The organism is Woeseia sp. D3-10 (assembly GCF_055809415.1).
Genome location: NZ_JBVVTW010000007.1, coordinates 3,556,649 through 3,579,186, shown reverse-complemented (window position 1 = coordinate 3,579,186; position 22,538 = coordinate 3,556,649). Strand labels below are relative to the sequence as shown.

18 protein-coding genes, 1 tRNA gene and 1 pseudogene are annotated in these 22,538 nt (G+C 56.7%); 5 read left to right on the top strand and 15 right to left on the bottom strand.

What is annotated here, in order from left to right:
* Window positions 1-18 precede the first annotated feature (18 nt).
* The 5 genes and pseudogenes from AC0L8N_RS16325 to rnr all read right to left on the bottom strand — a co-directional run bounded on the left by AC0L8N_RS16325 (window position 19) and on the right by rnr (window position 4,921).
* Window positions 19-921, bottom strand: coding sequence for a DUF2232 domain-containing protein (locus tag AC0L8N_RS16325; RefSeq protein WP_473669087.1), 903 nt, complete (start codon window positions 919-921; stop codon window positions 19-21).
* A gap of 21 nt (window positions 922-942) precedes the next feature.
* Entirely contained in the window at window positions 943-1,167 is a 225-nt protein-coding gene (rpsR, locus tag AC0L8N_RS16320) for a 30S ribosomal protein S18 (protein ID WP_068616129.1), read from the bottom strand.
* Window positions 1,168-1,349: 182 nt separating this feature from the next.
* Window positions 1,350-1,730, bottom strand: a pseudogene (rpsF, locus tag AC0L8N_RS16315) (30S ribosomal protein S6); the annotation flags it as partial.
* Window positions 1,731-1,925: 195 nt separating this feature from the next.
* Window positions 1,926-2,699 carry a 23S rRNA (guanosine(2251)-2'-O)-methyltransferase RlmB gene (gene rlmB / locus AC0L8N_RS16310; RefSeq protein WP_473669085.1) on the bottom strand — a complete coding sequence of 258 codons (774 nt, stop codon included), beginning with the start codon at window positions 2,697-2,699 and terminating at the stop codon, window positions 1,926-1,928.
* The gene (gene rnr / locus AC0L8N_RS16305; RefSeq protein WP_473669083.1) at window positions 2,696-4,921 is read right to left on the bottom strand and encodes a ribonuclease R; all 2,226 of its coding nucleotides are present in this window, start codon (window positions 4,919-4,921) and stop codon (window positions 2,696-2,698) included. The genes rlmB and rnr overlap by 4 nt, the downstream gene beginning before the upstream one ends.
* A 287-nt stretch (window positions 4,922-5,208) precedes the next feature.
* Here rnr and AC0L8N_RS16300 point away from each other — a divergent pair.
* A tRNA-Leu gene (locus AC0L8N_RS16300) sits at window positions 5,209-5,295 on the top strand.
* A 27-nt stretch (window positions 5,296-5,322) separates the two neighbouring features.
* Here AC0L8N_RS16300 and AC0L8N_RS16295 read toward each other — a convergent pair.
* Genes AC0L8N_RS16295 through AC0L8N_RS16285 form a run of 3 tightly spaced genes read right to left on the bottom strand, consistent with a single transcriptional unit; the run spans window position 5,323 to window position 8,004 of the window.
* Complete coding sequence (locus tag AC0L8N_RS16295; protein WP_473669081.1) at window positions 5,323-5,841, bottom strand: GDYXXLXY domain-containing protein; 519 nt, start codon at window positions 5,839-5,841, stop codon at window positions 5,323-5,325.
* 16 nt (window positions 5,842-5,857) lie between these two features.
* Window positions 5,858-6,961, bottom strand: a complete 1,104-nt coding sequence (locus AC0L8N_RS16290; protein ID WP_473669079.1) for a DUF4401 domain-containing protein — start codon at window positions 6,959-6,961, stop codon at window positions 5,858-5,860.
* Window positions 6,958-8,004, bottom strand: coding sequence for a DUF2157 domain-containing protein (locus AC0L8N_RS16285; RefSeq protein ID WP_473669077.1), 1,047 nt, complete (start codon window positions 8,002-8,004; stop codon window positions 6,958-6,960). Before AC0L8N_RS16285 ends, AC0L8N_RS16290 begins: the two co-directional genes overlap by 4 nt.
* Window positions 8,005-8,514: 510 nt before the next feature.
* Here AC0L8N_RS16285 and AC0L8N_RS16280 point away from each other — a divergent pair.
* Both AC0L8N_RS16280 and AC0L8N_RS16275 read left to right on the top strand, forming a co-directional pair.
* Window positions 8,515-9,996 (top strand): alanine/glycine:cation symporter family protein, encoded by a 1,482-nt coding sequence (locus AC0L8N_RS16280; RefSeq protein WP_473669075.1) that lies wholly within the window; start codon window positions 8,515-8,517, stop codon window positions 9,994-9,996.
* Between the two features lie 235 nt (window positions 9,997-10,231).
* Window positions 10,232-10,654 (top strand): hypothetical protein, encoded by a 423-nt coding sequence (locus tag AC0L8N_RS16275; protein ID WP_473669073.1) that lies wholly within the window; start codon window positions 10,232-10,234, stop codon window positions 10,652-10,654.
* A gap of 15 nt (window positions 10,655-10,669) precedes the next feature.
* Here AC0L8N_RS16275 and AC0L8N_RS16270 read toward each other — a convergent pair whose 3' ends face one another.
* Window positions 10,670-11,302, bottom strand: a complete 633-nt coding sequence (locus AC0L8N_RS16270; RefSeq protein WP_473669071.1) for a DUF2799 domain-containing protein — start codon at window positions 11,300-11,302, stop codon at window positions 10,670-10,672.
* A 218-nt stretch (window positions 11,303-11,520) separates the two neighbouring features.
* Between AC0L8N_RS16270 and AC0L8N_RS16265 the strand changes: the two genes are divergently transcribed.
* On the top strand, window positions 11,521-12,399 hold the full coding sequence (locus tag AC0L8N_RS16265) for a hypothetical protein (RefSeq protein ID WP_473669069.1): 879 nt from the start codon (window positions 11,521-11,523) through the stop codon (window positions 12,397-12,399).
* An 11-nt stretch (window positions 12,400-12,410) separates the two neighbouring features.
* Here AC0L8N_RS16265 and AC0L8N_RS16260 read toward each other — a convergent pair whose 3' ends face one another.
* From AC0L8N_RS16260 to AC0L8N_RS16240, 5 genes are all read right to left on the bottom strand, one after another.
* Window positions 12,411-13,916 carry a WS/DGAT/MGAT family O-acyltransferase gene (locus AC0L8N_RS16260; RefSeq protein ID WP_473669067.1) on the bottom strand — a complete coding sequence of 502 codons (1,506 nt, stop codon included), beginning with the start codon at window positions 13,914-13,916 and terminating at the stop codon, window positions 12,411-12,413.
* A 56-nt stretch (window positions 13,917-13,972) separates the two neighbouring features.
* Window positions 13,973-14,767 carry an alpha/beta fold hydrolase gene (locus AC0L8N_RS16255; RefSeq protein ID WP_473669065.1) on the bottom strand — a complete coding sequence of 265 codons (795 nt, stop codon included), beginning with the start codon at window positions 14,765-14,767 and terminating at the stop codon, window positions 13,973-13,975.
* Window positions 14,768-14,870: 103 nt separating this feature from the next.
* Window positions 14,871-15,407: a hypothetical protein gene (locus tag AC0L8N_RS16250; RefSeq protein ID WP_473669063.1), complete on the bottom strand. Its 537-nt coding sequence runs from the start codon at window positions 15,405-15,407 to the stop codon at window positions 14,871-14,873.
* Between the two features lie 45 nt (window positions 15,408-15,452).
* Complete coding sequence (locus tag AC0L8N_RS16245) at window positions 15,453-17,174, bottom strand: OPT family oligopeptide transporter (RefSeq protein WP_473669061.1); 1,722 nt, start codon at window positions 17,172-17,174, stop codon at window positions 15,453-15,455.
* A gap of 105 nt (window positions 17,175-17,279) precedes the next feature.
* A complete protein-coding gene (locus AC0L8N_RS16240) occupies window positions 17,280-18,350 on the bottom strand; it encodes a patatin-like phospholipase family protein (protein WP_473669059.1) in 1,071 nt (356 codons plus the stop codon).
* A gap of 146 nt (window positions 18,351-18,496) precedes the next feature.
* Here AC0L8N_RS16240 and AC0L8N_RS16235 point away from each other — a divergent pair, with 146 nt between their 5' ends.
* The gene (locus tag AC0L8N_RS16235; protein ID WP_473669057.1) at window positions 18,497-21,262 is read left to right on the top strand and encodes a choice-of-anchor B family protein; all 2,766 of its coding nucleotides are present in this window, start codon (window positions 18,497-18,499) and stop codon (window positions 21,260-21,262) included.
* Here the strand turns inward: AC0L8N_RS16235 and AC0L8N_RS16230 are convergent.
* Window positions 21,240-22,532, bottom strand: a complete 1,293-nt coding sequence (locus AC0L8N_RS16230) for an adenylosuccinate synthase (protein WP_473669055.1) — start codon at window positions 22,530-22,532, stop codon at window positions 21,240-21,242. The genes AC0L8N_RS16235 and AC0L8N_RS16230 overlap by 23 nt on opposite strands.
* Between the last annotated feature and the right edge of the window lie 6 nt (window positions 22,533-22,538).

Below are 22,538 nucleotides of genomic sequence, written 5' to 3'. Positions count from 1 at the left end.
TCAAAAGTCCGCCCGGTCCTATCGACGTGCACGCCTTGCGGCAATACGTTGACGATAGTTGAACCAAGCATCGCTGTATCCCAACACTGCCAACCCTAGGATCAGCAGTACATGCAAAAAAGGCAACAGCGCATAGAGTGCGACGATTGCCAGATTCGGCAAAACTCCTTCCGCGTGCAACCAGTGCATCACGGCAAGGCCCTGCAGCCAGAAAACGGCAAACAGTACGAATGCCAAATCCTGCAAGCTTGCCACGCTGACCGCGGCAGCAGCCAATGAGGTAAGCGCCATACTTGCAGCCAGTACCTTCCCCAGCTGCAAATCACTAAACCGGCCGAACCGACCTTGCTGCTCCGGCAAGTGCTGAAACAGCGCGTAACCCAGTGCCACCGCCAGTGCCAGCATCGACCATGGCACGAAAACGGACACCATTGTCATCTGCTGCGCGATCAGTTCTCGGTTGTTGGCGAGCGTTGCAACGTCCTGCTCGTTCCAACCGACTTCGCGCAAGACGGCGATCGAATGGTCGATGACGCCGCCCCACAGAGCAACCGGGTCCCCGCTTAGCAGATGAATTCCGATTATCGCTATGACAGCAACAATAACCGAGACCTGCATCGTGAACGATATTGATCGGGTACGTTTGATCAACATCGCCAGCAACAACCCGGGTACACACACGATGACCGCGTTTGACAACAACGGCCAACCGGAACCACCCAGCAACGTCGCCAGACCAGTGGCAATTGCCACGGCCGCTACCCCTTGCAACAGTGCTACGCGAGCACCGTGCGCGAGGACCAGCATGACGATAACCGCGCCGCTGGTAATCGAGGCCAACAACGGCACAACCAACGCGAATGCCAGACCGATAATTCCGTTCCATGGCTTCGCTTGAAGCCACAACGCTATCGGACGCACGCCGTTATGCCTTGCTACTGGTCAGTGTCGATCCGTATACGGCAACAACGCCAGGAAGCGTGCCCGCTTCACCGCGCTTGCCAACTGCCGCTGGTAATGTGCCTTCGTGCCGGTAATCCGACTCGGTACAATCTTGCCGGTCTCGGTGACGTACGCTTTCAGCAGGGTGAGATCCTTGTAATCAATCTCGGTAATACCCTCGGCTGTAAAACGGCAATATTTGCGTCTGCGTGAATATCGACTCATCTCTAGCTACTCCGTCACGCGCTGTCAGCTGCTGCAGCCGGTTTCTCGGCAGCAACAACGTCGTCGTTGTCATTATTTTCCGGCGCCGCATCCGCTTTCTCAGCGGTCGCAGTTTCTGCTGAGCCACTTTCGTCGGCTGCTGCAGAGTCTTCGGAGCCCGTTTCTTCGGCGGCCATCGCGGCTTCAGCAGCAGCTTTGGCATCCCGGCGTCGTTGCGCCTCTTTCTCTTTGACCTTCTCTTCTTCAACAGCAACGGCCATCGGTGATGCTTCAGTGATAGCTTCTTTACGGTTGATAACCAAGTGGCGCAGAACGGCGTCATTAAAGCGGAACGCGCTAGTGATTTCGTCGACGATCGCGTGATCGCATTCGACATTCAGCAGTACGTAGTGGGCTTTGTGTGCTTTGTTGATCGGGTGTGCCAGCTGACGCCGACCCCAGTCTTCATTGCGGTGTACGGTACCGCCAGAGGCGGTAACCATGCCCTGGTAACGTTCCACCATGGCAGGTACCTGTTCGCTCTGGTCCGGATGGACCAGAAACACGATTTCGTAATGTCTCATTGTATCCCCTTACGGATAGTAGCCTCCCGGTCATCCGGTGAGGCAAGAGGTTCGGCGGTAGCTCAACGCGTACGCGCAGCCATCCACCGCCCGCCAGTCAAGCGGGACGCGCATCCTACCTAAGGCTTTGCAGGTCTGCAAGCAAAGCCCTGCAAAATCACGATTTTCTGGCGTTTTCGAGCCGTCCGGGCCGGCCTATTCGGACGGGGCGCCGGATTTGCGCTGGCGCAGGGCTTCGTAGAGGCAGATGCCGGTAGCGACGGATACGTTCAGACTGGATACCGAGCCCAGCATCGGCAAATGCACAAGGCGGTCACAGCGCTGCATCACGTTCTGCTTCAGGCCACTGTGTTCGCGGCCCATCACCAGTGCTAACGGGCCGTCCATCGGTGTCACGAACAGGCTTTCGCTGCCGCCATCACTGGTGCCGACGATACTGATGCCGTAGTCCGACAACCAGCCCAGCGTCCGGCCGATATTTGCCACGGAAGCAAACGGCAGCGATTCGGCGGCGCCAGCGGCCACTTTACTGACCGTGGGGCCGAGACCTGCCGCGCCGTGCTTCGACACGATGACCGCATCCACGCCAGCTGCATCCGCGGTACGTAAACAGGCACCCAGATTATGCGGATCCTGCAAGCCTTCAAGAACCAGCAGCAGTATGGGTTCCGCCTGGTCAGAGGTCAGCCGCTGCTCGACAAAATCGCGCAAGGTGCCCTCATCCATTGTCGTACTGCGCTGGATCTCAGCAACAACGCCCTGATGCCGGGATTCACCGCTCATTTGCTCCAAGCGCGAACGGTTCGCTGACTGAACCTCTACACCATGCCGATTGGCCGCCGCAACGAGCGCCTCCACTCGGGGGTTCGCCGTCCGGTACTCAGCAAAAAGTCTTCGTACTGTGGCCGAATTGCTGGCCAATAATTGTTCGACCGCACGCAGGCCAGTCACGTATCGCGCTTTACTCATCGTTTGCTTCGTCTCTTGCTGCCCGGCCCGGCACGTTTCCGCCCGGCCTCCGGATCCGCGTCATCGTCCATAGGCCTGAAGTCAATACGCTTCGACTCCATGTCCACTCGCTGTACTTGTACCGTCATGGAATCGCCCAGGCGGTATCGTTTGCCGCCCCTGTCGCCCACCAGCTCAAGTCGACTTGCATCAAATTGGTAGTAGTCATTCTTCAGACTTGTTACGTGCACCAGACCGTCAATCTGAAATTCCGAAAGCTGCACAAAGACGCCGAAATTGGTCACTCCGGTAATCACGCCGGCAAACGTCTCACCAACTTTGTCTTCCATGAATTCACACTTCAGCCACGCATCCACCTCACGAGTGGCCTCTTCTGCCCGTCGTTCGTGCGCCGAACACACCTGTCCCAGATGGTCCATCGCCGCACGGTCATAGTCGTGATTGCCTGCTTTTCCGCCGCGTACTATGTGGCGAATTGCACGGTGTACCAATAGATCCGGGTAGCGACGAATCGGTGATGTGAAATGTGCGTACGCATCGAGTGCAAGCCCGAAGTGACCGATATTCTCCGGCGTGTATTCCGCGTGTTTCAGAGACCGCAGCATCGCCATCGAGATGGCCTGGCTGTCCGGCCGGTCTTTCACCTGCAATAGCAGCTTGTTGAACTGGCGTGGTTCAACGTGATCAGGATGCGGCACTTGCAACCCTAGACTCAGCAGGTACTGACGCAGATCTTCAAAACGCTCCGGATCCGGTTTCGCATGCACCCGATACAAACCAGCGATCTTGTGCTTGCGCAAAAACTTCGCGGCCTGAACATTGGCAGCGATCATGCACTCTTCAATCAGTCGATGTGCATCATTGCGCGGCACGGTAACAATTTTTTCCACTGTGCCGTCGCTGCCGAGTTCAATGCGGGTCTGCGGAATATCAAGCTCTATCGCACCTCGTCGGTTGCGATTGTTCGCAAACGCTTTGTATAAAGCATGCAGATTTTGTATCGGCTCGCGTACTGCCGCCGGAACTGACTTCGGTGTCTCGCCCGTGAGGAAACCACTGACCTCTGTGTAGGTAAGTCGTGCATGCGAACGCATCAATCCCTCAAAGAATCGGGACTTCGATACTTTGCCGTCCTCGCCTATCCGCATTTCACAAACCATGCAGAGTCTGTCTACTTTCGGGTTCAGCGAGCACAGCCCGTTCGAAAGTGCCTCCGGCAACATCGGCACAACGCGGTCCGCAAAATACACAGAGGTACCGCGCCGAATCGCTTCCTTATCCAGCGGCGAATGAACATCAACGTAGTGCGCGACGTCGGCGATTGCTACCAGCAGACGCCATCCCTTGCCGGAAGGTTCGCAAAACACGGCATCATCAAAATCTCGCGCGTCCGTACCGTCAATAGTGACCAGTGGCACATCGCGCAAATCTTCTCGGCCTTTCTTGGCAGTTGCCGGTACAGTGCTGCCAAATTTGGCGGCCTGATTGCTTACATTCTTAGGCCATACATTCGGAATGCTGTGGGCATGAATGGCCAGGTCGGTGGCGATTCCTTTTTGATTCGGTGCGCCTAGGACACGGACTACTCGTCCCGTTGCCTGCTCGTTGCCACTTGGGTAATCCAGAATTTCCGCAACCACGATCTGGCCATGCTTGGCCGAACCATCTTCGCCTGCAGGAATCAGTATGCGGTGCGCTATTTTTGGGTTATCCGGAATGACAATTCCTATTCCCCGTTCGCGCACAAATTGTCCTGCGGTTTCCCGAAATCCGCGTTCAAGCACTTCGACAACCCGGCCTTCTTCGCGGCCGCGCCTGTCCTTGCCGGTAATTTTGACGACAGCCCGATCGCCATCAAACAATCGTTGCATTTCACGCGCGGACAGGTACACGTCTTCCGCCCCGTCGTCCCGCCGCATAAAACCAAAGCCGTCCGCATGGCCGATGACCGTACCCGCGACCAATTGCAGTTTCTCAGTGAGGCAATACTCGCCGCGACGATTTTCGATGATCTGTCCTGCCCGCACCATTTTATCCAGCTTCTCGACCAACAGCGCGCGCATACGCTGCCCTTTCAGGTTGAAGTCTTTGAGAATCGTATCGGCTGATCGAGGCTTCCCGACTTCCCGGAGGTACTCCAGCACCGCGTTGCGATCGGGCAAAGGATGCTGGTATTTCTTGCCCCCTTTGGCGTCTTCACTGGTCTTGGCTTTTTTGGACAACCGTCGCTGCTCCTTGTAGTTGATTGGCAATTGACAGGATACGGGAGGTTTGAGTACAGTGCGCCCCCCGCGAAGGACGCAATTGTACGCGCCCTGCCTGCAGAGGTGGCGGAATTGGTAGACGCGCTGGCTATTGGCGCTGGTGGCTCCAGTAACTTGTGATGGAAATCCACAGAAGAATCACGCGGTTACAGAGCCAAGTCGACCACAGACTATACGACTGACAGTGGTTTTGTCGTTAATGCAGTTTGAAAGTAAGATTGAAAATCCTGATTGGATAGTGAAATGCCCAGGTGGCGGAATTGGTAGACGCGCCAGCTTCAGGTGCTGGTTATCGTAAGGTAGTGGAGGTTCAAGTCCTCTCCTGGGCACCATTCAGATTTTTGACAACTTGTCGCGATTCAATCAGACGGCGACAGTAACCCTGCGGATCCCAGCCGCTCGAAATTCTCGTTACGCAACCCAACTAAAACGGCTTCGCCGTTGGCGCTGACTCGTAGCTCCCCGAACCGCGCCGGCTGATAGTCCTCCCACTGCCCTTCTTCGAAGAAAAAGGCATCGCTTGCCAGCCGCACAGATTCGCCACGCAGCCTGAACCTCAGCAACCGCTGTGTCTCCATCAACGGCTGACCGTCGTAAATTGCCACAAACCCTGCCTCACCGCTGTCGGCCAGTTCAACAACAATCAGCCCATCCGCAATGCCCGCGTCCTGAGCTTTCCCGGCCACCGTCTCAGCCATCACATAACGCAGGGACATGTAGTCGCCTTGCAGCAGCGAGCGCGGATCGCGCGGAGCAATACGCAGCAGAACAGTGGCGCCGTCTGCGATGATTGCCTCTTTATGCATGATTTGCAGGTTGATGGCGCCAAGAATAACGATGACTGTCGCCGCGAGAACGACAGGGCCAAATTTGTTCAACCGTTGGTTCGCTTTTTCACGCAACCTCTTGCTCTCCCTGATCGTTTACCTCAATCAACCTTAGAATCACCCACCGAACGAACAAAATAATTGTTCCAGTGGCGATCAGAGTCATCGACTTCGTCTTGAACGTGACTTCAATGCCGTAGAAGTAGGTCGCGAGAAACAGCACGAAAAATGCAATCCCGGCACCGACAAGTGTCTTCTGGCCAGCAGCAGTGCCGAGCATAATTACGGTCAGCGCCAACACCAAACCGGGTGCAAACCAACTGGCACCGATTACGGCAACCATGAGTAATGCGATGGCAAGACGGCTTGCCCGGCTGATCGAGCCTTCAAGGCCCACAGCAATTTTTGCTCCAACGCCAAGAAAAATCGCGCCAAACAATACGGTCGATAGCCACGGCCGCGGGTAGATCTGTGGCTCGATGGTGTCCAGCTCCGGAAGTATGTAGACCGTCGACAAGAGCAATACACCGAACGCACTGAGCACAAGCCCATTCATCAACGGCCGGACACAGTCAGCAAAATTCTTGCTCAGCAGACGGGACTGTTCGCCGTGCAGGTAAACAACGGCCATTGTGAGCGCCGGGCCGACCACTGGTACTACCGCATTGAGTTTCCACAAGTACAGAAGCGCAGTTGTTGCGGCGACGGCAAACAACACCATGAGAATGCGGTGAATCCGATCCGGAAACACGATGAACATCACCGTGCTGAGAACAACGAAAAATATTGGAAGAAACTCGTCTTTATCGCCGCCGAAAGCATCGACGATTCCCCATGACAACAACGCCTGTCCGGCCAGGCTCACTGCCAGTGAAGCTTGCACTAAAAAGTCGCTGTCGTTATTTCGGCGAACGAATACGGCCGCAAGTATGAACACGATCCCTACGAGTGCGTACCCCCCTTCGAATGCTATTGTGAAGCCGGCGACGAAACCGATCAGTAGCAAGCTCGCGAGCCACGCGCCGACCCCCACCATCGTCCTTATGTACCAGGGCTGGGAGAACGCCCTGCTCGCTGCAAACGCTTCCGCGCGCGCTTTACCTGCGTCGTCCAGCAAGCCTTCCGCCGCCAGCTGACTGACCACGTCCGCTACAGATCTGTTTGCTGTCATACCTGTGCTGCCCAGCGTTGCGCCACGGTCTTCAACCACCAAGCCGCACCAGCAACCTCCACAATAATCAGGAGCGCGAGAAACAGCAGACTACCGCTGCCCGTCATCAATCCCCGAATCGCGAACGAGGTCGCCACGAATATCGCGGCAAGCAGGCACAGAGTCAGAATCAACAAATCCTGTCGCTTGTACTGGTAGTACCAAAGCCCGACCGCGGTTGTAATAAACAACAGTAGCGGCGACACGAAATGAAGGTTTGCGTGTTCGCCCAAACCCGCGACCAGTATCATGACCAAAGTTGACGGCAATACCGTGCTGAAAGCGCCGAAGGCAATTAACCGCGGATAGATTCTGTTTTGCATCCAGGGCACGCCTCGTCGAGCACCCAGTTCCCAGGTGATAAGCCCAACGGCATTCAGCAGATAGAGGGTACTTGCGAGGGTCGAGTCCATGACCGTAGCACCAAGCCACACCAACGGCCCAAGTAGCTGAGCAAGCTGCCACCAGCCTTCCGGCGGATGCAAGACCTGCGTGTAGTACATGATCACGGTCAGGATCAGCAGCACGTGGAATAGCAACCACAGCGCTGCCTGACGTCCGATAACGCACAGCGGCAAGATGAGAATCGCCCAGGTCATGAACAGACCGTACGGGTCAGCACCGGTCTGATACACCTGCCCGAAGAGTGCGAGCAACAAGCCCGTCAGGAACGCCACACAGAACAAGCTACTCTGGCCCGCGATCGTGTCGAATTCGTACCGCCAGGCTAAGACAGCCGATCCGACAATCGCGCTCTGCAGGATGGCGAATTTTGCAAATCGATCCAGATCCGGCCAGTTCCAGCCGATAAATGCGGCGATACCCGCGGCTATCAGGGCAGCGCCGACAATCATCAGGAATCGATCAACGTAGCGCCGCCATTCCGCCAGATCTGGCTGCAGGCGTGCGATCTCAATAGAACGCTTGCAGGCAGCCTCGGAGAATCGGCCTGCAACAGCCAATTCAGTTATCGCTGTATAGCCAGCTGTCTGCTCCTGACTCATGCAAGCCTCCTGCCTGATAGTACGGATGCGGTGAATTGTAGACCGTCCACCCACACCGCCGCACGAACAAGCCTCAAATAAGATCAAGATGCATATCTAGCCGTTATACCGATACGATGTGCAATGCCGCCGCCGACCTTGCCGCTTTCACCCGCTTGCTGCTAACAGCGCATAACTCATTGATTTTAATTCGTATTACCAAATCCCGCCGCAGACTACACAGCGTCAGATTCCTGTAATGGCAGGTCTGGCGCGGGCCCAATACCACTACGTCACACCAAGAGCATGGGCTTGGGATTTCTTCGTAGAGAGCGCAGGATGCATAGCCTCGCAAACTTCGATAACGCGTCAAGCACTGTGCCCGAAGTGTTTGATCGTCCGTGCCCGAGTACCAAGAACAGCGTGGAACCGCAGCAAGCGGCCTATTCCAGCATAGGGAATAGCCACACCGGCCAAATCGGTTAGACTGTGGCGCTTGCGACCCACACCCAAGATCCGGAAAGGGCAAACATGCAAGCAATCGTCGATCAGCTAAACGCCGTCATCTGGAGCCCGGTACTCGTCTACCTTGCGCTCGGTGCAGGCCTCTTCTTTTCATACCAGACGCGCTTCGTACAGGTCCGCATGTTTCGCGAGATGCTGTCATTGCTGTCATCCGGCAAAAGCTCCGCTCAGGGTATTTCGACGTTTCAGGCTCTGGCGGTGTCACTTTCGGGTCGGGTCGGCACGGGCAATATCGCCGGTGTCGCCGCCGCAATCGGCTTTGGCGGACCCGGCGCTGTATTTTGGATGTGGATCGTCGCGTTTCTTGGTGCGTCGACCGCGTACGTCGAGTCAGCCCTGGGCCAGATCTACAAAGAAGTGGACGAAGGCCAGTACCGCGGTGGTCCGGCCTACTTCATCGAAAAAGCATTGGGGCAAAAGTGGTATGGCTGGCTGTTCGCGCTGACCACTATATTGGCTACAGGCTTCCTGCTCCCCGGCGTTCAATCCAATAGTATTTCGTCGGCCGCTGAAGTCGCTTTTGGCGCCGATACAATGGTCGTGACAACCTTCGGCACAATCAGTGTGACTAAAATCGTGACGGCCATCGGTGTCGTAATGGTGCTTGGTTTCATTATTTTCGGTGGCGTAAAACGCATCGCACACTTCACCCAGTTTGTCGTTCCGTTCATGGCCCTCGCCTATATCATCACTGCCTGTGCGGTAGTGGCGCTGAACATTTCGGAATTACCGCGGGTGATCAGCATGATTTTTACGGATGCATTTACACCTATGGCGGGCTTGGGTGCAGCAATCGGCTGGGGAGTAAAACGCGGCATATACTCGAACGAAGCCGGCCAGGGTACCGGGCCTCACGCCGCGGCTGCAGCAGAAGTGGATCATCCGGCCCAACAAGGGCTGGTACAGGCCTTCTCGGTCTATATCGATACATTGTTTGTCTGTTCTGCCACCGCGTTCATGATCCTTATTACCGGCGCCTACAACGTCCACGACCCGGCCGGCGGTTTCCTGATCCAGAACGTGCCTGCCACTCTTGACCCGAACAGCCCGGCGTTTACACAGTTCGCCGTTGACAGTGTGGCAACCGGTATCGGCAAGCCTTTCGTAGCAATTGCCCTGTTCTTCTTCGCCTTCACGACATTGCTCGCCTACTACTATATTGCAGAGACCAACGTCGCCTATATCCGCCGTACCTTCCGTTTCCCCGGCATGATATTCCTCTTGAAAATCGGACTGATGACGTCGGTGTTCTACGGTGCCGTACGGACAGCAAGTCTTGCATGGGGACTGGGCGACATAGGTGTAGGACTGATGGCGTGGCTCAATATTTTGGCCATTTTGATCATCTTCTTTGTATCGAAACCCGCGCTCAAAGCTTTAAGGGATTACGAAGACCAGAAAAAACGAAATGTTGCGCGCTACCAGTTTGATCCTGAGGCGCTGGGCATCAAAAATGCGGACTTTTGGGTAGAGCGAAATAAACAATGAGTCCGCAGGCATTAAACCGTCATCGCGCCACCCGATCACAGGGCGTGACGTTTGCTGCGATGGCGTTTAGAGTAGGCTGAATAATAACAATCTCACATTTGAAGAGAGAACCCGCGAGCGAATTTGAAACGCTGGCCGAACGGGCCTTCCGAAGAAAATAGGTGCGGAATCGTGTGGCATGGCAGCCTGACGATCCGCATCATCGCGTTTCGAAAGTGGGCCAAAGGAGAAGCCTGTGATAGTAGGTGCTGGCATAGTGGCGGCGCTGGTTTGTGCAGTACTCGTTCTTGCCTTTCGAATTCGGCAACGCGGTGTGGCACCCAAACCGAATACCGCAGAACTTCTGGATATCAACCTTGATGGCAGTGGCCGGTTTCACGCGGTTTCAATTCGTTTCGGCGCTGGCGCCTGCGCCGCATCACGGGGTTTGCACGGCCGCCGTTTCCTGTCCGGTACCGCACCGGCGCTGCCACTTAGTGATTGCAGCAGTGACAACTGCCAATGCCGTTTTGTGCATTTTTCTGACCGTCGCGCGGGCGACGATCGGCGTCACCCGTTTCAAAAGGGTTTCGGCGGTTCAGCGCCGCGTCGCGACGAGGACCGTCGCCACCTATCCGATCGGCGGACTGAGCCACCGTCCAAGACTTCGAACGACTAAGCCAGCTTGATTTGACTAGTACCCGGAGTCTGCGAGTATGGCTTCGTAGTTGGCTAAGTCGTTTTGATGATCGGCTCGCTCTTCGATCAGATCCACAATCTCTGCCTCCAGTCTGCCAGTGTCTTCCGACAACTCTTTCAAATCGGCGAGCAACAATATTCGATTTTCCGTCGTTGTTTCCCGGCTGATCAAAGCCGCTTCAGTATCCCGAATCCGCTTCCGGACGCGTTCCAGTTCAGCTTCGCGTGAATGAATGGCGCTGTTCGCAGAGTTCACGTTACTGCGCAGCGTGTACAAATGCTGTCCGCTGCGGAACGCATCAAGAAAATAAGGTTCCTGATCGCTCGCACAAACGCCGTAATACTGTCCGCCACCGGAACCAAGAGTAAAGCCCCTGGAAGGCTGGCAGAACTCGCGCAAACCTTCGTTGCGACCACTAAGATAGTCTTCCAGATTGGGGGCATAGCCGTGTTTCGCGCACGCTTTGCGGTGCTGGCCTACCCGATCCGCCGTATAGCCGCGCGCGCCATCTTCATAACCTATAGCTCGCCAGTCACTGACTGCACATTCGTCGGCGCTCATGGAAGCACAGGCGCTGATCAGTACCATTGTAAGAACAAGGGTCGTACTTATAAGTACCCGCTTCATAATCCGGTCTCCATCGACGCGCATCTCGCGCCACTCTGCTTATTGATCCAACATACAAGTCGACCCGGCAAGCCACCGTGACCTGACTCACAGATGCGCCCACCGTCATGCCAACAACGGCAGGGGAACATTCTGGTCACTGTGACCTGCATCACAGTTGGCCCATCCCTCCCACCGCTACTCTAAAAGCGGTTTCCCTGCAGCGAGCAACGACCGGCATGAACCTGGCCGTCATCAGTTCCACTATCGCCTTCGCCTTGGCAGGTACACTTGTGTTCACAGCCCTTCTGATCCTTGGGCGAAAGTTACCCTTGATACTCCGCCGACGAACTCGCTTCCAGAGTTCTGCAACGAATAACCCAGCCGAATTCCTGCGAACGGAGTGGCACCGACTTGGCCAGCGCCGATCTCTGTACCTGACGCCGATCCTGTTCTTCATCGTATGCGGACTAACCTTACTGTTAGCTGAACCGACGGACTCCGGCATCAAGCTGGCCGGCTGGCAACAAGTATGTGTGATCGTCATCGTTGGCATCGCGCTAGCGGGCGCACTCTATCGCGGCATACAGTTTTCGGTCCGACGGCAACAATTGCAGTTCAAGATTGAGGCCAGCCAGACCATTGGCCACGCGCTACGCCAGATTACCGCCAATCTCAATCGTACTTTTCACGACGTGCCCTGCGCATTGGGCATTGTCGATCACGTGGTTGTCGGAATACACGGCATCTACGCGATCAAAGTGCTCGCGCGACGACCGGGCAAAGACAACACACTGACCCTGAGTAACCAGGTTCTGGATTTCGCAGCTGGTCGTTACCTCGTGCCGTTGGCGGAAACCAGCAAGATCGTAGATCGCTTTGCTCGTGAGTGCAGCAAAATTGTCCAACACGAAGTGCATGTTCGCCTGGTGGTCGCCGTACCCGGCTGGGATATTGGCACCCAATCGGACGACAATATCCTCATTACGAATGAACGCAACCTAGCGATGCTAACCGGCTGGAAGGATGAGAGAGACTACCTGCTCAATGAGGATGCGGAAGCGCTGCAAAAATACCTGGATGAACGTTGCGCCCGTTCTGCAAGACCTGACGAATAAGCCTTTCAGGCTCAGTTAATGCTCGCCTGGTCAACAGTGCCATTGTTAGCAGCGCCTTTCGCGGTCCGTTTCTGCCGCGGTGTTTTTTTCCGGACTGGCGCCTGCTCCGCCACGGTTGCGGCATACAACTCATCGAATGAAGCTTGTAAACAATCGCTGTAAAACGCCGGGTCCGGCATCATGTCGCGATCTGCAATTGCGCTGATTGTTATCGTGCCGTTGTAACTTAGCACCGGCTGAAACAACCCAAGTCCATGCACTACCGGTCCCAGACCCCAGCTCGCAACCAGTTTGGAGCCCATGGAGTACAAGGGGATATTCACTCCCGGCACATTGGTTATTACTGTATTGAACAACGGCGGCAATCGTGACGCGAGTTGCGTATCAGCGAACATTCTGGCCAGCAACCCGGAAACAGTCGATGGCAAAAACTCGGCAGCGTCCGCTGCGAGATCAGGGCCCATCGTGTGGGTCAGCTTCTTCGCCTGTTGGCTTTCCTTCGCGACGGCACACAAACGCGCAACTGGATCAGCGATATCGCTGCGCACAGGAAGGCTCATAGCCGTTACGCGGTTACCCGCTGCGCCCTGATGCTGTTCTGCCCGAACCGACATGGGTGCCATGGCAACCAGTGAGTCTGATGGCAACTCGTTTCGCGATTCCAGGTAACGCCGCAGTGCGCCGCCGCAAATCGTGACGATGACGTCGTTGACTGTCGTGCCCGGGTGTTGATTCTTGATCGCTTTGATCTGCTCCAGATCGAATACCCGACCGTCGAAGACCCGATGCGGTGTCACATTGCGGTTAAAGCGAGTGCGCGGTACCCGCACAGGAACTTTAAGTTGCCGCGTCCACACACCTGCCGCCACCTTGAGCAACGCTGGCGCTGAGCGCCGAATCATATTGCTTAGCCGCACAGGTGCAGTGACGCTGCGGGCGGCGCTGCGGGTCAACAATTCTATGCCCGTCGGGATGCGTTCCGGCCGCCACTCGGAGGTCGGTTCGTCCACCTCTGCCAGCGGGCTGAGGTCGTGAATCGCTTCAGCAATTTCGGCGCCCGAAACTCCGTCAATTGCAGCGTGGTGCACCTTAAGCAATAACGCGAAACTACCTTTCGGCAGTCGCTTTACATTATCCAGGCCTTCGATGACCCATGCTTCCCACAGGGGCTTGCGCATATCCAGGGGGCGCGAATGAATACGTGCTGTCTCGATGCACAATTGCCGCCAGTCGCCGGGCTTCGGCAGCGCTATATGCCGTACGTGAAACTCAAGATCAAAGTCGGGGTCCTCGATCCAGTACGGATGATCCAGACTCAGGGGAACCCGCACCAATCGTTGACGGAACGCGCGGGCCTTGTGCAAACGTTGTTCGAAAAAATTCAGAATCTGTTTGAAGGTGACGTGGCCATCCGGTGCCGTGCTTTGGTCGTACACCGACAATGAGCCGATGTGCATGGGTGTTGAGCCTGTTTCCATGTAGAGAAACGACGAATCCAGTCCAGTCAGTTGCTGCATGGAATTTGTCCTCGCGAAGCCAGCGCGCAGTCATTGCGCACGGTATGTAATTCGGTTCAATGAAAAAAGAAGCGTCGAACTCCACCGTTGTCGAACGGCATCCAGTCCCCTTCCACCTGCCGCAAACGATCCGCGATGGCGTACAACACGGCCGGGTTAAAGCCCATTCCCAGGTGGCTGGCATCAACACCGATACTCTCAACCATTTCGCAGGCTGGCAGTTGCGCAATCTTCCAGGAAACGACGGCATCCGAGCGGCTGTAAACAGCCGTCACCGGAACACCGGCGATGGGTTTCCGTAGTTGCTTGATACGGTCGAGGACTTCATCGCTGGTCACTTGCTGACCACTCAACAGTTCGTACAGCTTCCATAGATTGGTCGCTTTCGGGTCACCCAGCGGGCTACCCAGCGAGATGACACTGCGTACGATCGACGGATTGCGACGCGCCGTTTCCAGTGCCAGCAACCCGCCAAGACTCCATCCAACCAGGCTGACTTTGCGGCCCGATTGCTGATACAGCGTATGCAGGCGTTCATCAAGGGCGTCATCAAGCCGCTCACCATGCTGGACGCCGAAATTGCGACCGAGATCCCAGCGGTGCGCTTCGTAGCCCCAGCTGCGTAAGTAACGCCGTAGCGTACGGGTCGAACTGTCCGATGCCATAAAGCCCGGCAAGGTCATCACTGCATGGCCGTCACCGGGTTCGAGATTTCGCAGGAATCGTCCGCTGGGCCACAAAGCCCCGGCCTCCGTCAGCGCCCGGGGCGCTTCCAGCAATGCCAGAAACAACGGTGGAGGCGTCACCGCAAGGCTGTCGATATCCTGTGCATCAGGCTGCCGCCGCTTCATTACCACAGGCCGATCTTACCTTAAATGCCGGGAAATCAGCGCGATTCCAGGCTGCAACAGAGGAATTCCCCCGGTCCGCAGGAGCAGCTCATTCTGACCCCGATCAGGCGGCGCCGCGCTGGGCCTGCTGCAATTGCTCATTCGCATCGCGAAACTGATCAATGGCCCGCTGCAGATAGTCACTGGCTTCTTTGTCGTAACCGTCAGCCGATGCCGACCAGACCCGGTTCACATAACGTTCCCCCGCTGCGAACTCGCTCATGATATTGGCGTAGGTCTGCATACCAAAAAGGTGAATAAGGCTCTCCCGGGCATCGGCGAATCGCTGCAAGTCCAGCCGCACCCGATCGTCAATTCCGTCGCGAAGTTCCACTGAAGCAAACTGTCCCTTCCCGATCAGTTCGTCCAGTGTCGCCACAATGTTTTGCAAGGAACTCGTGAGCTCGGCCCTGTTGGCCGTTAATACGTCCTCAGAGCGTGCCTCGTTGCCGGACTGTCGCTTGATCATGATCACGCCACAGGTCGCCAGTAATGCGGCTGGCACGAAGACCAGCCAGTTGGTCTCGTACACGTGCAGCGCTGTGGCAAACGCGGACACCAGAAAACCCGCGATCAGAAACGTTCTGCCCAAAGTTTTCATGCGTAATACCCTGTAGCGATAGCCAGCATAGTGAGTAGTTCCTTTTTAGCTTGCCGACACGACATAGACGATAGCGTAGCCGACGCCAACGAGCGCTTCGCCAACGATCAAGCCAGCGGCGACAGGAATTCCAACGTTCTCACTCCACGACTTGCCGCGAATGCGATCGCACAATTCGCGCGCCAACGTACCCAGCGAATACGTAAGCACAATATTGAATGGCAGGTAAAAGCCGAGTCCGACTGTGATGCCCAGGCCACCGATGACGGCGGAAAGTATCCCGCCCAGAATGGCGCCCGCCATGTATTTTTCGGTGGGTACGTCACCACCCATGATGCCTTCAATCATCGACGCGAGAGCCTGCCCCTGCGGAGCCGGCAGGCGGTCACTGCCGAGCGTAAATGCTTCGTGCAGAACGAAAATCACACCGATCACAACGATTGGTCCCAGCCATGCGCCGATAAACTGGCCGAACTGCTGCATCCGTGGCGTGGCACCAACGAGATAACCGGTCTTCAGGTCCAGCATCAGGTCCGTTGCCTGTGACATGGCAACGCAGGTCGCCGCACCCACCATAATTGCGGCAACTATGGAATCACCGCGCTCCATACCGTGGGTAAGAATGATCAGCAAGGTAATACCGACCAGCGTCATACCGGACAGCGGCGACCAGTTGGTACGCCCTATGGCCTCCGACAGAATGATGCCCGACATCCATATCCACAACGTGCCTAACAAAGCCATGCCGATACCGCGAACGAGACCCACACTCTCAACAGACGTCACTGAGATATAGGTCAGCAATACCGCCGCGCCGACAATGCCCACGTAGAGCAATTTGATTGGCATCTCGTCGGCAGCAACTTTACTGCCCGACGACGCCGATTGCTGCATCGAACGTACCGCGCTAATGATCAACGGCAAAGCGATCGCCACGCCCATCATGGCACCACCGATCAACATGCCGATACCTAGCGGACGGTACAACAACGATCGCAGTTGGTTCGGGTCACTGATGGCCGCACCCAGCTCATGCAGCGGGAAACTGCCGGTCAGCGATAACATCGGCGACAAGAACCAGTACGCCACGAATCCGCCAATAATGAACGCCACTCCGCCGCGACCAGCAATAAAGCCAGTGCCGATCGTCAGCAACGACAAATACCAGATGCCGTTCATGTACGACGGCAAGCCAATCAGCTCGCCAAAGTTCCAGTTGGAGACACCCGTTTGTTGTGACACGATTTGCGCCGTCGCGCTGATCGCAGCCGCTGCCAGAAGAATCACGGCTTTGTGTACGCCGGCGCCAGGCGACTTGAGAATCGTTGCGACAGCCACGCCGCCCGGATAAGTCAGACGTTCGAAATCGATCATGTGTTTGCGTAGCGGGATGATGAACGCTATGCCTAGAAACGCCCCCGCAATACATCCGAAAGTCAGCAACACCGGGTCGAAACGATCACCGTAGCCCAGGATAAATATGGCCGGCACGGAGAACATCATGCCCGAAGACGCGCCGTTGACTCCGCTCGCTATCGTCTGAACGATATTGTTTTCGATGATGCTCTTGCGGCGAAGTATGCCGCGCAGAATACCGAAACCGAGTATCGCCGCGAGTTCGGAGCCCTCAATGGAGAAGCCCAGAATGAGGGCGGCATAACCAATGGAAATGGCGATGATAACGCCGAGAAACCAGCCTACTATGACCGCCGGCCAGGTGAGTTCCGGGTACGACCTGCTATTGGAAAACGTCGTTCCTACTGCCATGCACTATCCCCGATGCAATTTCGAGCAGCCATTGCGGTTGCCCGCAGCTATGACGGACCGCATTAATTTTTCTGCGTTGTGATCCGTCATCACAGGAAAAGCCTATCACAACGGTTGCAGCTTCGCCGCCAGCTGATCACGCTCAAGTGTCTCGTGCAATTCGTCGGCAAGCTGCTTGCAGGCCACGACGACCTGCCGCCAGTTCCGTTCGCGTTCGGCCGTTGAAAAGTCTTGAAAATCGTAACGGTCCGGTACCTTTCCGTGCGGCAGTTTCGCAATGAACGCCGGCGACGGGCAGACGAGCACGGTGCGTTCCAACGCTTCAGCGCTGTGGCGACGGTACGGCAAAGGCTTGTCAAACCAGCCGGGGATCAAGCGGTCGAAGAAGTGTGGAAACAACGTTAACCGGTCGGGGTCACTCAATGGCATATCGAGGTGGTAATCGATCACTCCGCCATCGCGGTACGTGCCCGCCGGGGCACCGGGTATGTCGCGAACGCCGTTCAAGACCAAGGGAATGGAACCGGATGCCAAAACCGCTTTCGGCAAGTTTTCCGTGCTGAGCGGGACCCGCTCCATCGGAAAGCCGCTTGCGTTGTAGAACGGCGGCAAATCGCGACGATCGTAAAACAGGGCGCGGGAGAAAAACCGTCCCAGCATGCGCCGGCTGAACAGGTTTCCGGCGGCAGCCAGCAACAGGCCGCTGCCCAGTAAACCACGTCGGTCACTCGCGGTCAGGCGCCCGCACAAGACCGTCATAATGTGTAATCGGCACGACCTGTGATTAACGATTTCTGATGCACCGCCCTCGCCCAGCATCTCATGAAGTATCTCCGAACTCTTGGCCGTTATTTCATTCGTGTCCGGGCGTTCCGAGTACGACTGCTGGAGGTACGCCTGTTCGAATCGCTCGATCGCGGCCATCGGCGCCGACTGCGCGTAGCAGGCAAAACGCCACGCGCCTATCGACGAGCCCAGCAAATGCACAGGTCCCGACAATGCGGGCAAGACATGCTCAACGATCACCCGATCAAGTTGACTGAGAACCAGCCACTTCGCTCCACCGGAGGCGCCGGCTATTGTGCCAATGCGCTCGACAGAGAAACCGCGTTTGCGAATATCTGCGTACGCCCCCGGTCCGGCCTTGAAGAGCAACGCTCCTTCCGTGTGGTGCAAGATTCTTTTCCCGCTGTAGTGCCTGATCGGGGGATTCTGCCGCACTAAGCCCGCAACTTCAGCCTCAATACGGAACCTTCACCTGTACCTGCCTATCGAAGCAGGGTATAGAATCGACTACTGGACAGCCTGATACAGGGTCCGTTATGAATTTTTGCCGCGCTTTACCGTTCATCTCACTGTTTGCCTGTTTGTCGCCCGAGCCGAGCTTAGCGCACGGGGATGCCTCCATTCCGCTGTACGTTGCCGCCGATGGCCAGGACACTGGTCGTTGCAGTGACGCCAACGAACCGTGCCAAAGCATCGGCTACGCGTTGCGGCAAGCCGGCAAAGGCAGCCTGATTCGTGTCGCCGAAGGCAGTTACGCCATCGACACCACTGAAGACCTGTTCTTGCTGATTAGTGGCATGGTCAATGTTTCTGGCGGCTATGAGCGAGCGAACGAATTCAGAGTGGCGGGCAGCGGCGAAACCGTCCTGACCGGCGTTCCCGCGGAATACCGCCAGCTGCTGCTCGAGCGGGGTTTGCAAATCGTCGTCGACCGAAAAGGCATAGACGGCCCGCGTTCGGCTGATGCCAACCGGTTCATGGCCGTACATCAGAAATTGCAGAAAGGTGCCGTGAGCGGGCCCTGCATTGGCGGTATGACCGATACGCTGGCTTGCAGCAACGTCGACCTGCTGGCGCATATTCCGTTGGAGCAGGTCAGCAGCCGTCCCTCGCGTGGCAATGACGTGTGGGGCTTCACGGATCTGAACAGCGGACGGGAATACGTCATTGCCGGGTACAACATTGGCACCGGCGTATTCGACATCACCGACCCGACGGCTCCGGTTGAGGTCGGCTTTATCGACGGCCAGAATGCTTCGTGGCGTGACCTCAAGGTCTACCAGCACTTTGACGTCGCGGCCGACCGCTGGCGGGCGTATGCCTACGTCACGACCGACGGCTCAAGTGATGGCTTGTTCGTCATCGATATGAGTGATCTGCCGCATTCGGTTCGTCGCGTCGCCTATAGCAGCCAGTTTTCCCGCGCGCACAACGTCTATGGCAGCAGCGCCGATTTCAGTACCGGCATTCCTTTGACGGAAAATCCACAACTCATCATTGCGGGGTCCAACATAGGCAGCGGCCAGTTTCGCGCCTACTCTCTGGACAACCCGGCTGCACCTGCATTCGTCAATGGCAGTTCGGTACCAAACACCTTGCCTAACACCAACGACCCCAGTTACATGCACGACGCTGCCTCGTTAGTGATTACAGACCAGCGTAAAGATACGCAATGCATCAACGCCAGTACCTACTGCGAACTGTTGCTCGATTTCAATGAGCAGAACATTGAAATCTGGGACATCACCGACAGCAGCGACCCTCGCTGGCTAAACCCCGGCATGCCGCAATACGCCAATCGCGGCTACGTGCATTCCGGCTGGTGGAGCGAAGACCGGCAATTCATGTTTGTGCACGACGAACTGGACGAGCAACAGTCCGGTCTGAACACCACGCTGCGGGTGTTTTCCATTGCCGACCTGACTGCGCCCACCCTGGTCGGCCAATGGATCGGCCCTACCACCGCGATTGATCACAACGGTTTTGTGCGCGGCAATCGCTACTACATGTCGAACTACAGCCGCGGCCTGACGATCCTGGATATCAGTAATCCTGCCGCACCCGAAACGGTAGGACGGCTGGATACCTATCCGTTTTCCGATCAGCAAGGGTTCGTGGGTGCCTGGGGCGTCTACCCGTTTTTCCTTAGTGGCACGGTCGCGATCAGTGATATCAATAGCGGTGTTTACCTCGCCGCTGACAGAAGTCGCGACAATACTCCCGGCGGTTTGCTCACATTCAATGCGGCGTCGTTCAGTGCGACCGAAGGGCTGTCGGCAACGCTGCAGGTCGATCGAAACGGCTCTAGCACCGGCGCCGTGTCTGTCGGTGTCGAAGTCGTACACGCGACGGCAAACACGGACGACTACACCTTAAGTACTGCTCTTCTGAACTGGGCCGACGGCGACAACACGCCGAAAACCGTTGACCTGGTCACCGCTGCCGACGGTATCGATGAGGACAAAGAGTTCCTGCTGGTACGCCTGGTTCGCCCTGTCGGTGGCGCCGCGTTGGGTAATCAACATACGGCCTACGTGCACATTAGTGACCCGACTGCGCCAGCCACTGTTCGCCTGTTTGCGAATGAGATCAATGTCGGTGAACGCGGCTTCGGTAAAGCGGTAGTTGTTGTGCAGCGACTGGGAGACACCACCGGTGCCAGCAGCGTGAATTTCGCGCCTGGCGCGGCTACCGCAACGCCGGATGTCGACTACACGGGCCCGACCAGTGGCACGCTCAGCTGGGCAGCAGGGGATGGTAATCCGCAATGGCTGGAGTTCGATATAAGCGATGACGGCAGCGTCGAGGGTGACGAATATTTCGAACTGGAGTTCAGCAACGTGAGCGGTGGCTCGATCGCCGGGAGCCCCGTCGTTAGAGTCGGTATTTCCGACGGAACTGGTGTCAACAACGCGCCAGCAGCGATAGTCGCCAGCAGTATCACGGTTGCGGAGAACTCCAGCGTTACGCTGGACGGCAGTCAGTCCAACGATGCCGACGGCGATACCTTGACCTACACATGGCAACAGACCAGCGGACCGTCTGTCACCCTTACCTCGAACAACACGGCCAGCACGCAGTTCACGGCACCGACTGTTGCATCCGATACGCTGTTGCAATTCCGCTTGACCGTCAGCGACCCCGGAGGTTTGTCGGCCAGCGCGACCGTATCCGTAACGGTCACCAACAGCTCTGGCGGCGGAAGTGGCGGTGGTGGCGGAGGCGCGGCAGGCGGCTTGCTACTCCTCGCAGCAATCGCGCTGGCGCGCCGCCGACGTATCACTCAAACGGATGGCGTTTGACGATAGTTTGCTCGCGATCCGGACCGGTCGAAATAATGTCCAACGGCACCGACACCAACTCTTCAATGTGTTCGAGGTACGCGCGCGCATTTGCCGGCAACGCGTCGTACTCGGTAACGCCGACTGTCGACTCGTCCCAACCCGGCATGTCTTCATACACCGGCTGGCACTCCGCGAAACGATCCAGCATCAGCGGCACACCGGAGACCGGATTACCGTCAATCTCGTAACCGACACAAATTCGAATCGTTTCCAGGCCATCCAAGACATCCAGCTTGGTCATGCACAAACCTGACACGCTGCTGTTGATGATCGACCGGCGCAATGCAACGGCATCGAACCAGCCGCAACGACGAGGCCGACCGGTGGTTGCACCGAACTCAGCACCCACCGAAGCCAGGTGCGCACCGTCCGCATCGAACAGCTCGGTCGGGAATGGACCAGCGCCAACCCGCGTCGTGTACGCTTTGACGATTCCGAGTATGTAGTCCAGGTGGCGTGGCCCGACGCCAGTACCCGTACTCGCTGCTGCGGCAACCGTGTTGGACGATGTCACGTACGGATAGGTACCGTGGTCAACGTCCAGGAAGCTGCCCTGAGCGCCTTCAAACAATATGCTTTCGTTGTTGTCGGCCAGGTCCTGCAAAATTTGCGTGACGTCGGCGGTTAGTGGCCGAATGATTTCAGCGGCCTGCATGGCCTCGTCCAGAGTACGTTCGAAGTCGACCGTCTCGGCGCGGAAATAATGCTTCAACAAGAAGTTGTGATAGTCGAGAACCTCGCCCAGCTTGGCGGCGAATTTTTCACGAACGAAAAGATCAGCCACTTTCAATGCACGCCGCGATACTTTGTCTTCGTATGCAGGACCGATACCCCTGCCCGTCGTACCAATTGCGCCAGCACCACGCGCTTTCTCGCGGGCGACATCGAGTGACACGTGCGACGGCAGAATCAGTGGGCAGCTGGAACTGATTTTCAACCGCTCGTAGACCGGCACGCCATTCTCGATCAGCGCTTCCGACTCCCGAATCAATGCTTCAAGAGACAACACGACGCCATTGCCGATCAGGCATTGCACACCTTCGCGCAAAATGCCCGAGGGGATCAGGTGCAGAACGGTTTTCTTGCCACCAATAACCAGCGTGTGGCCTGCGTTATGCCCGCCCTGAAAACGTGCGACAGCCGCCGCCCGATCTGTCAGCAAATCGACAATCTTGCCTTTGCCTTCGTCACCCCACTGCGTTCCGATGACGACTACATTCTTACCCATGGCTGC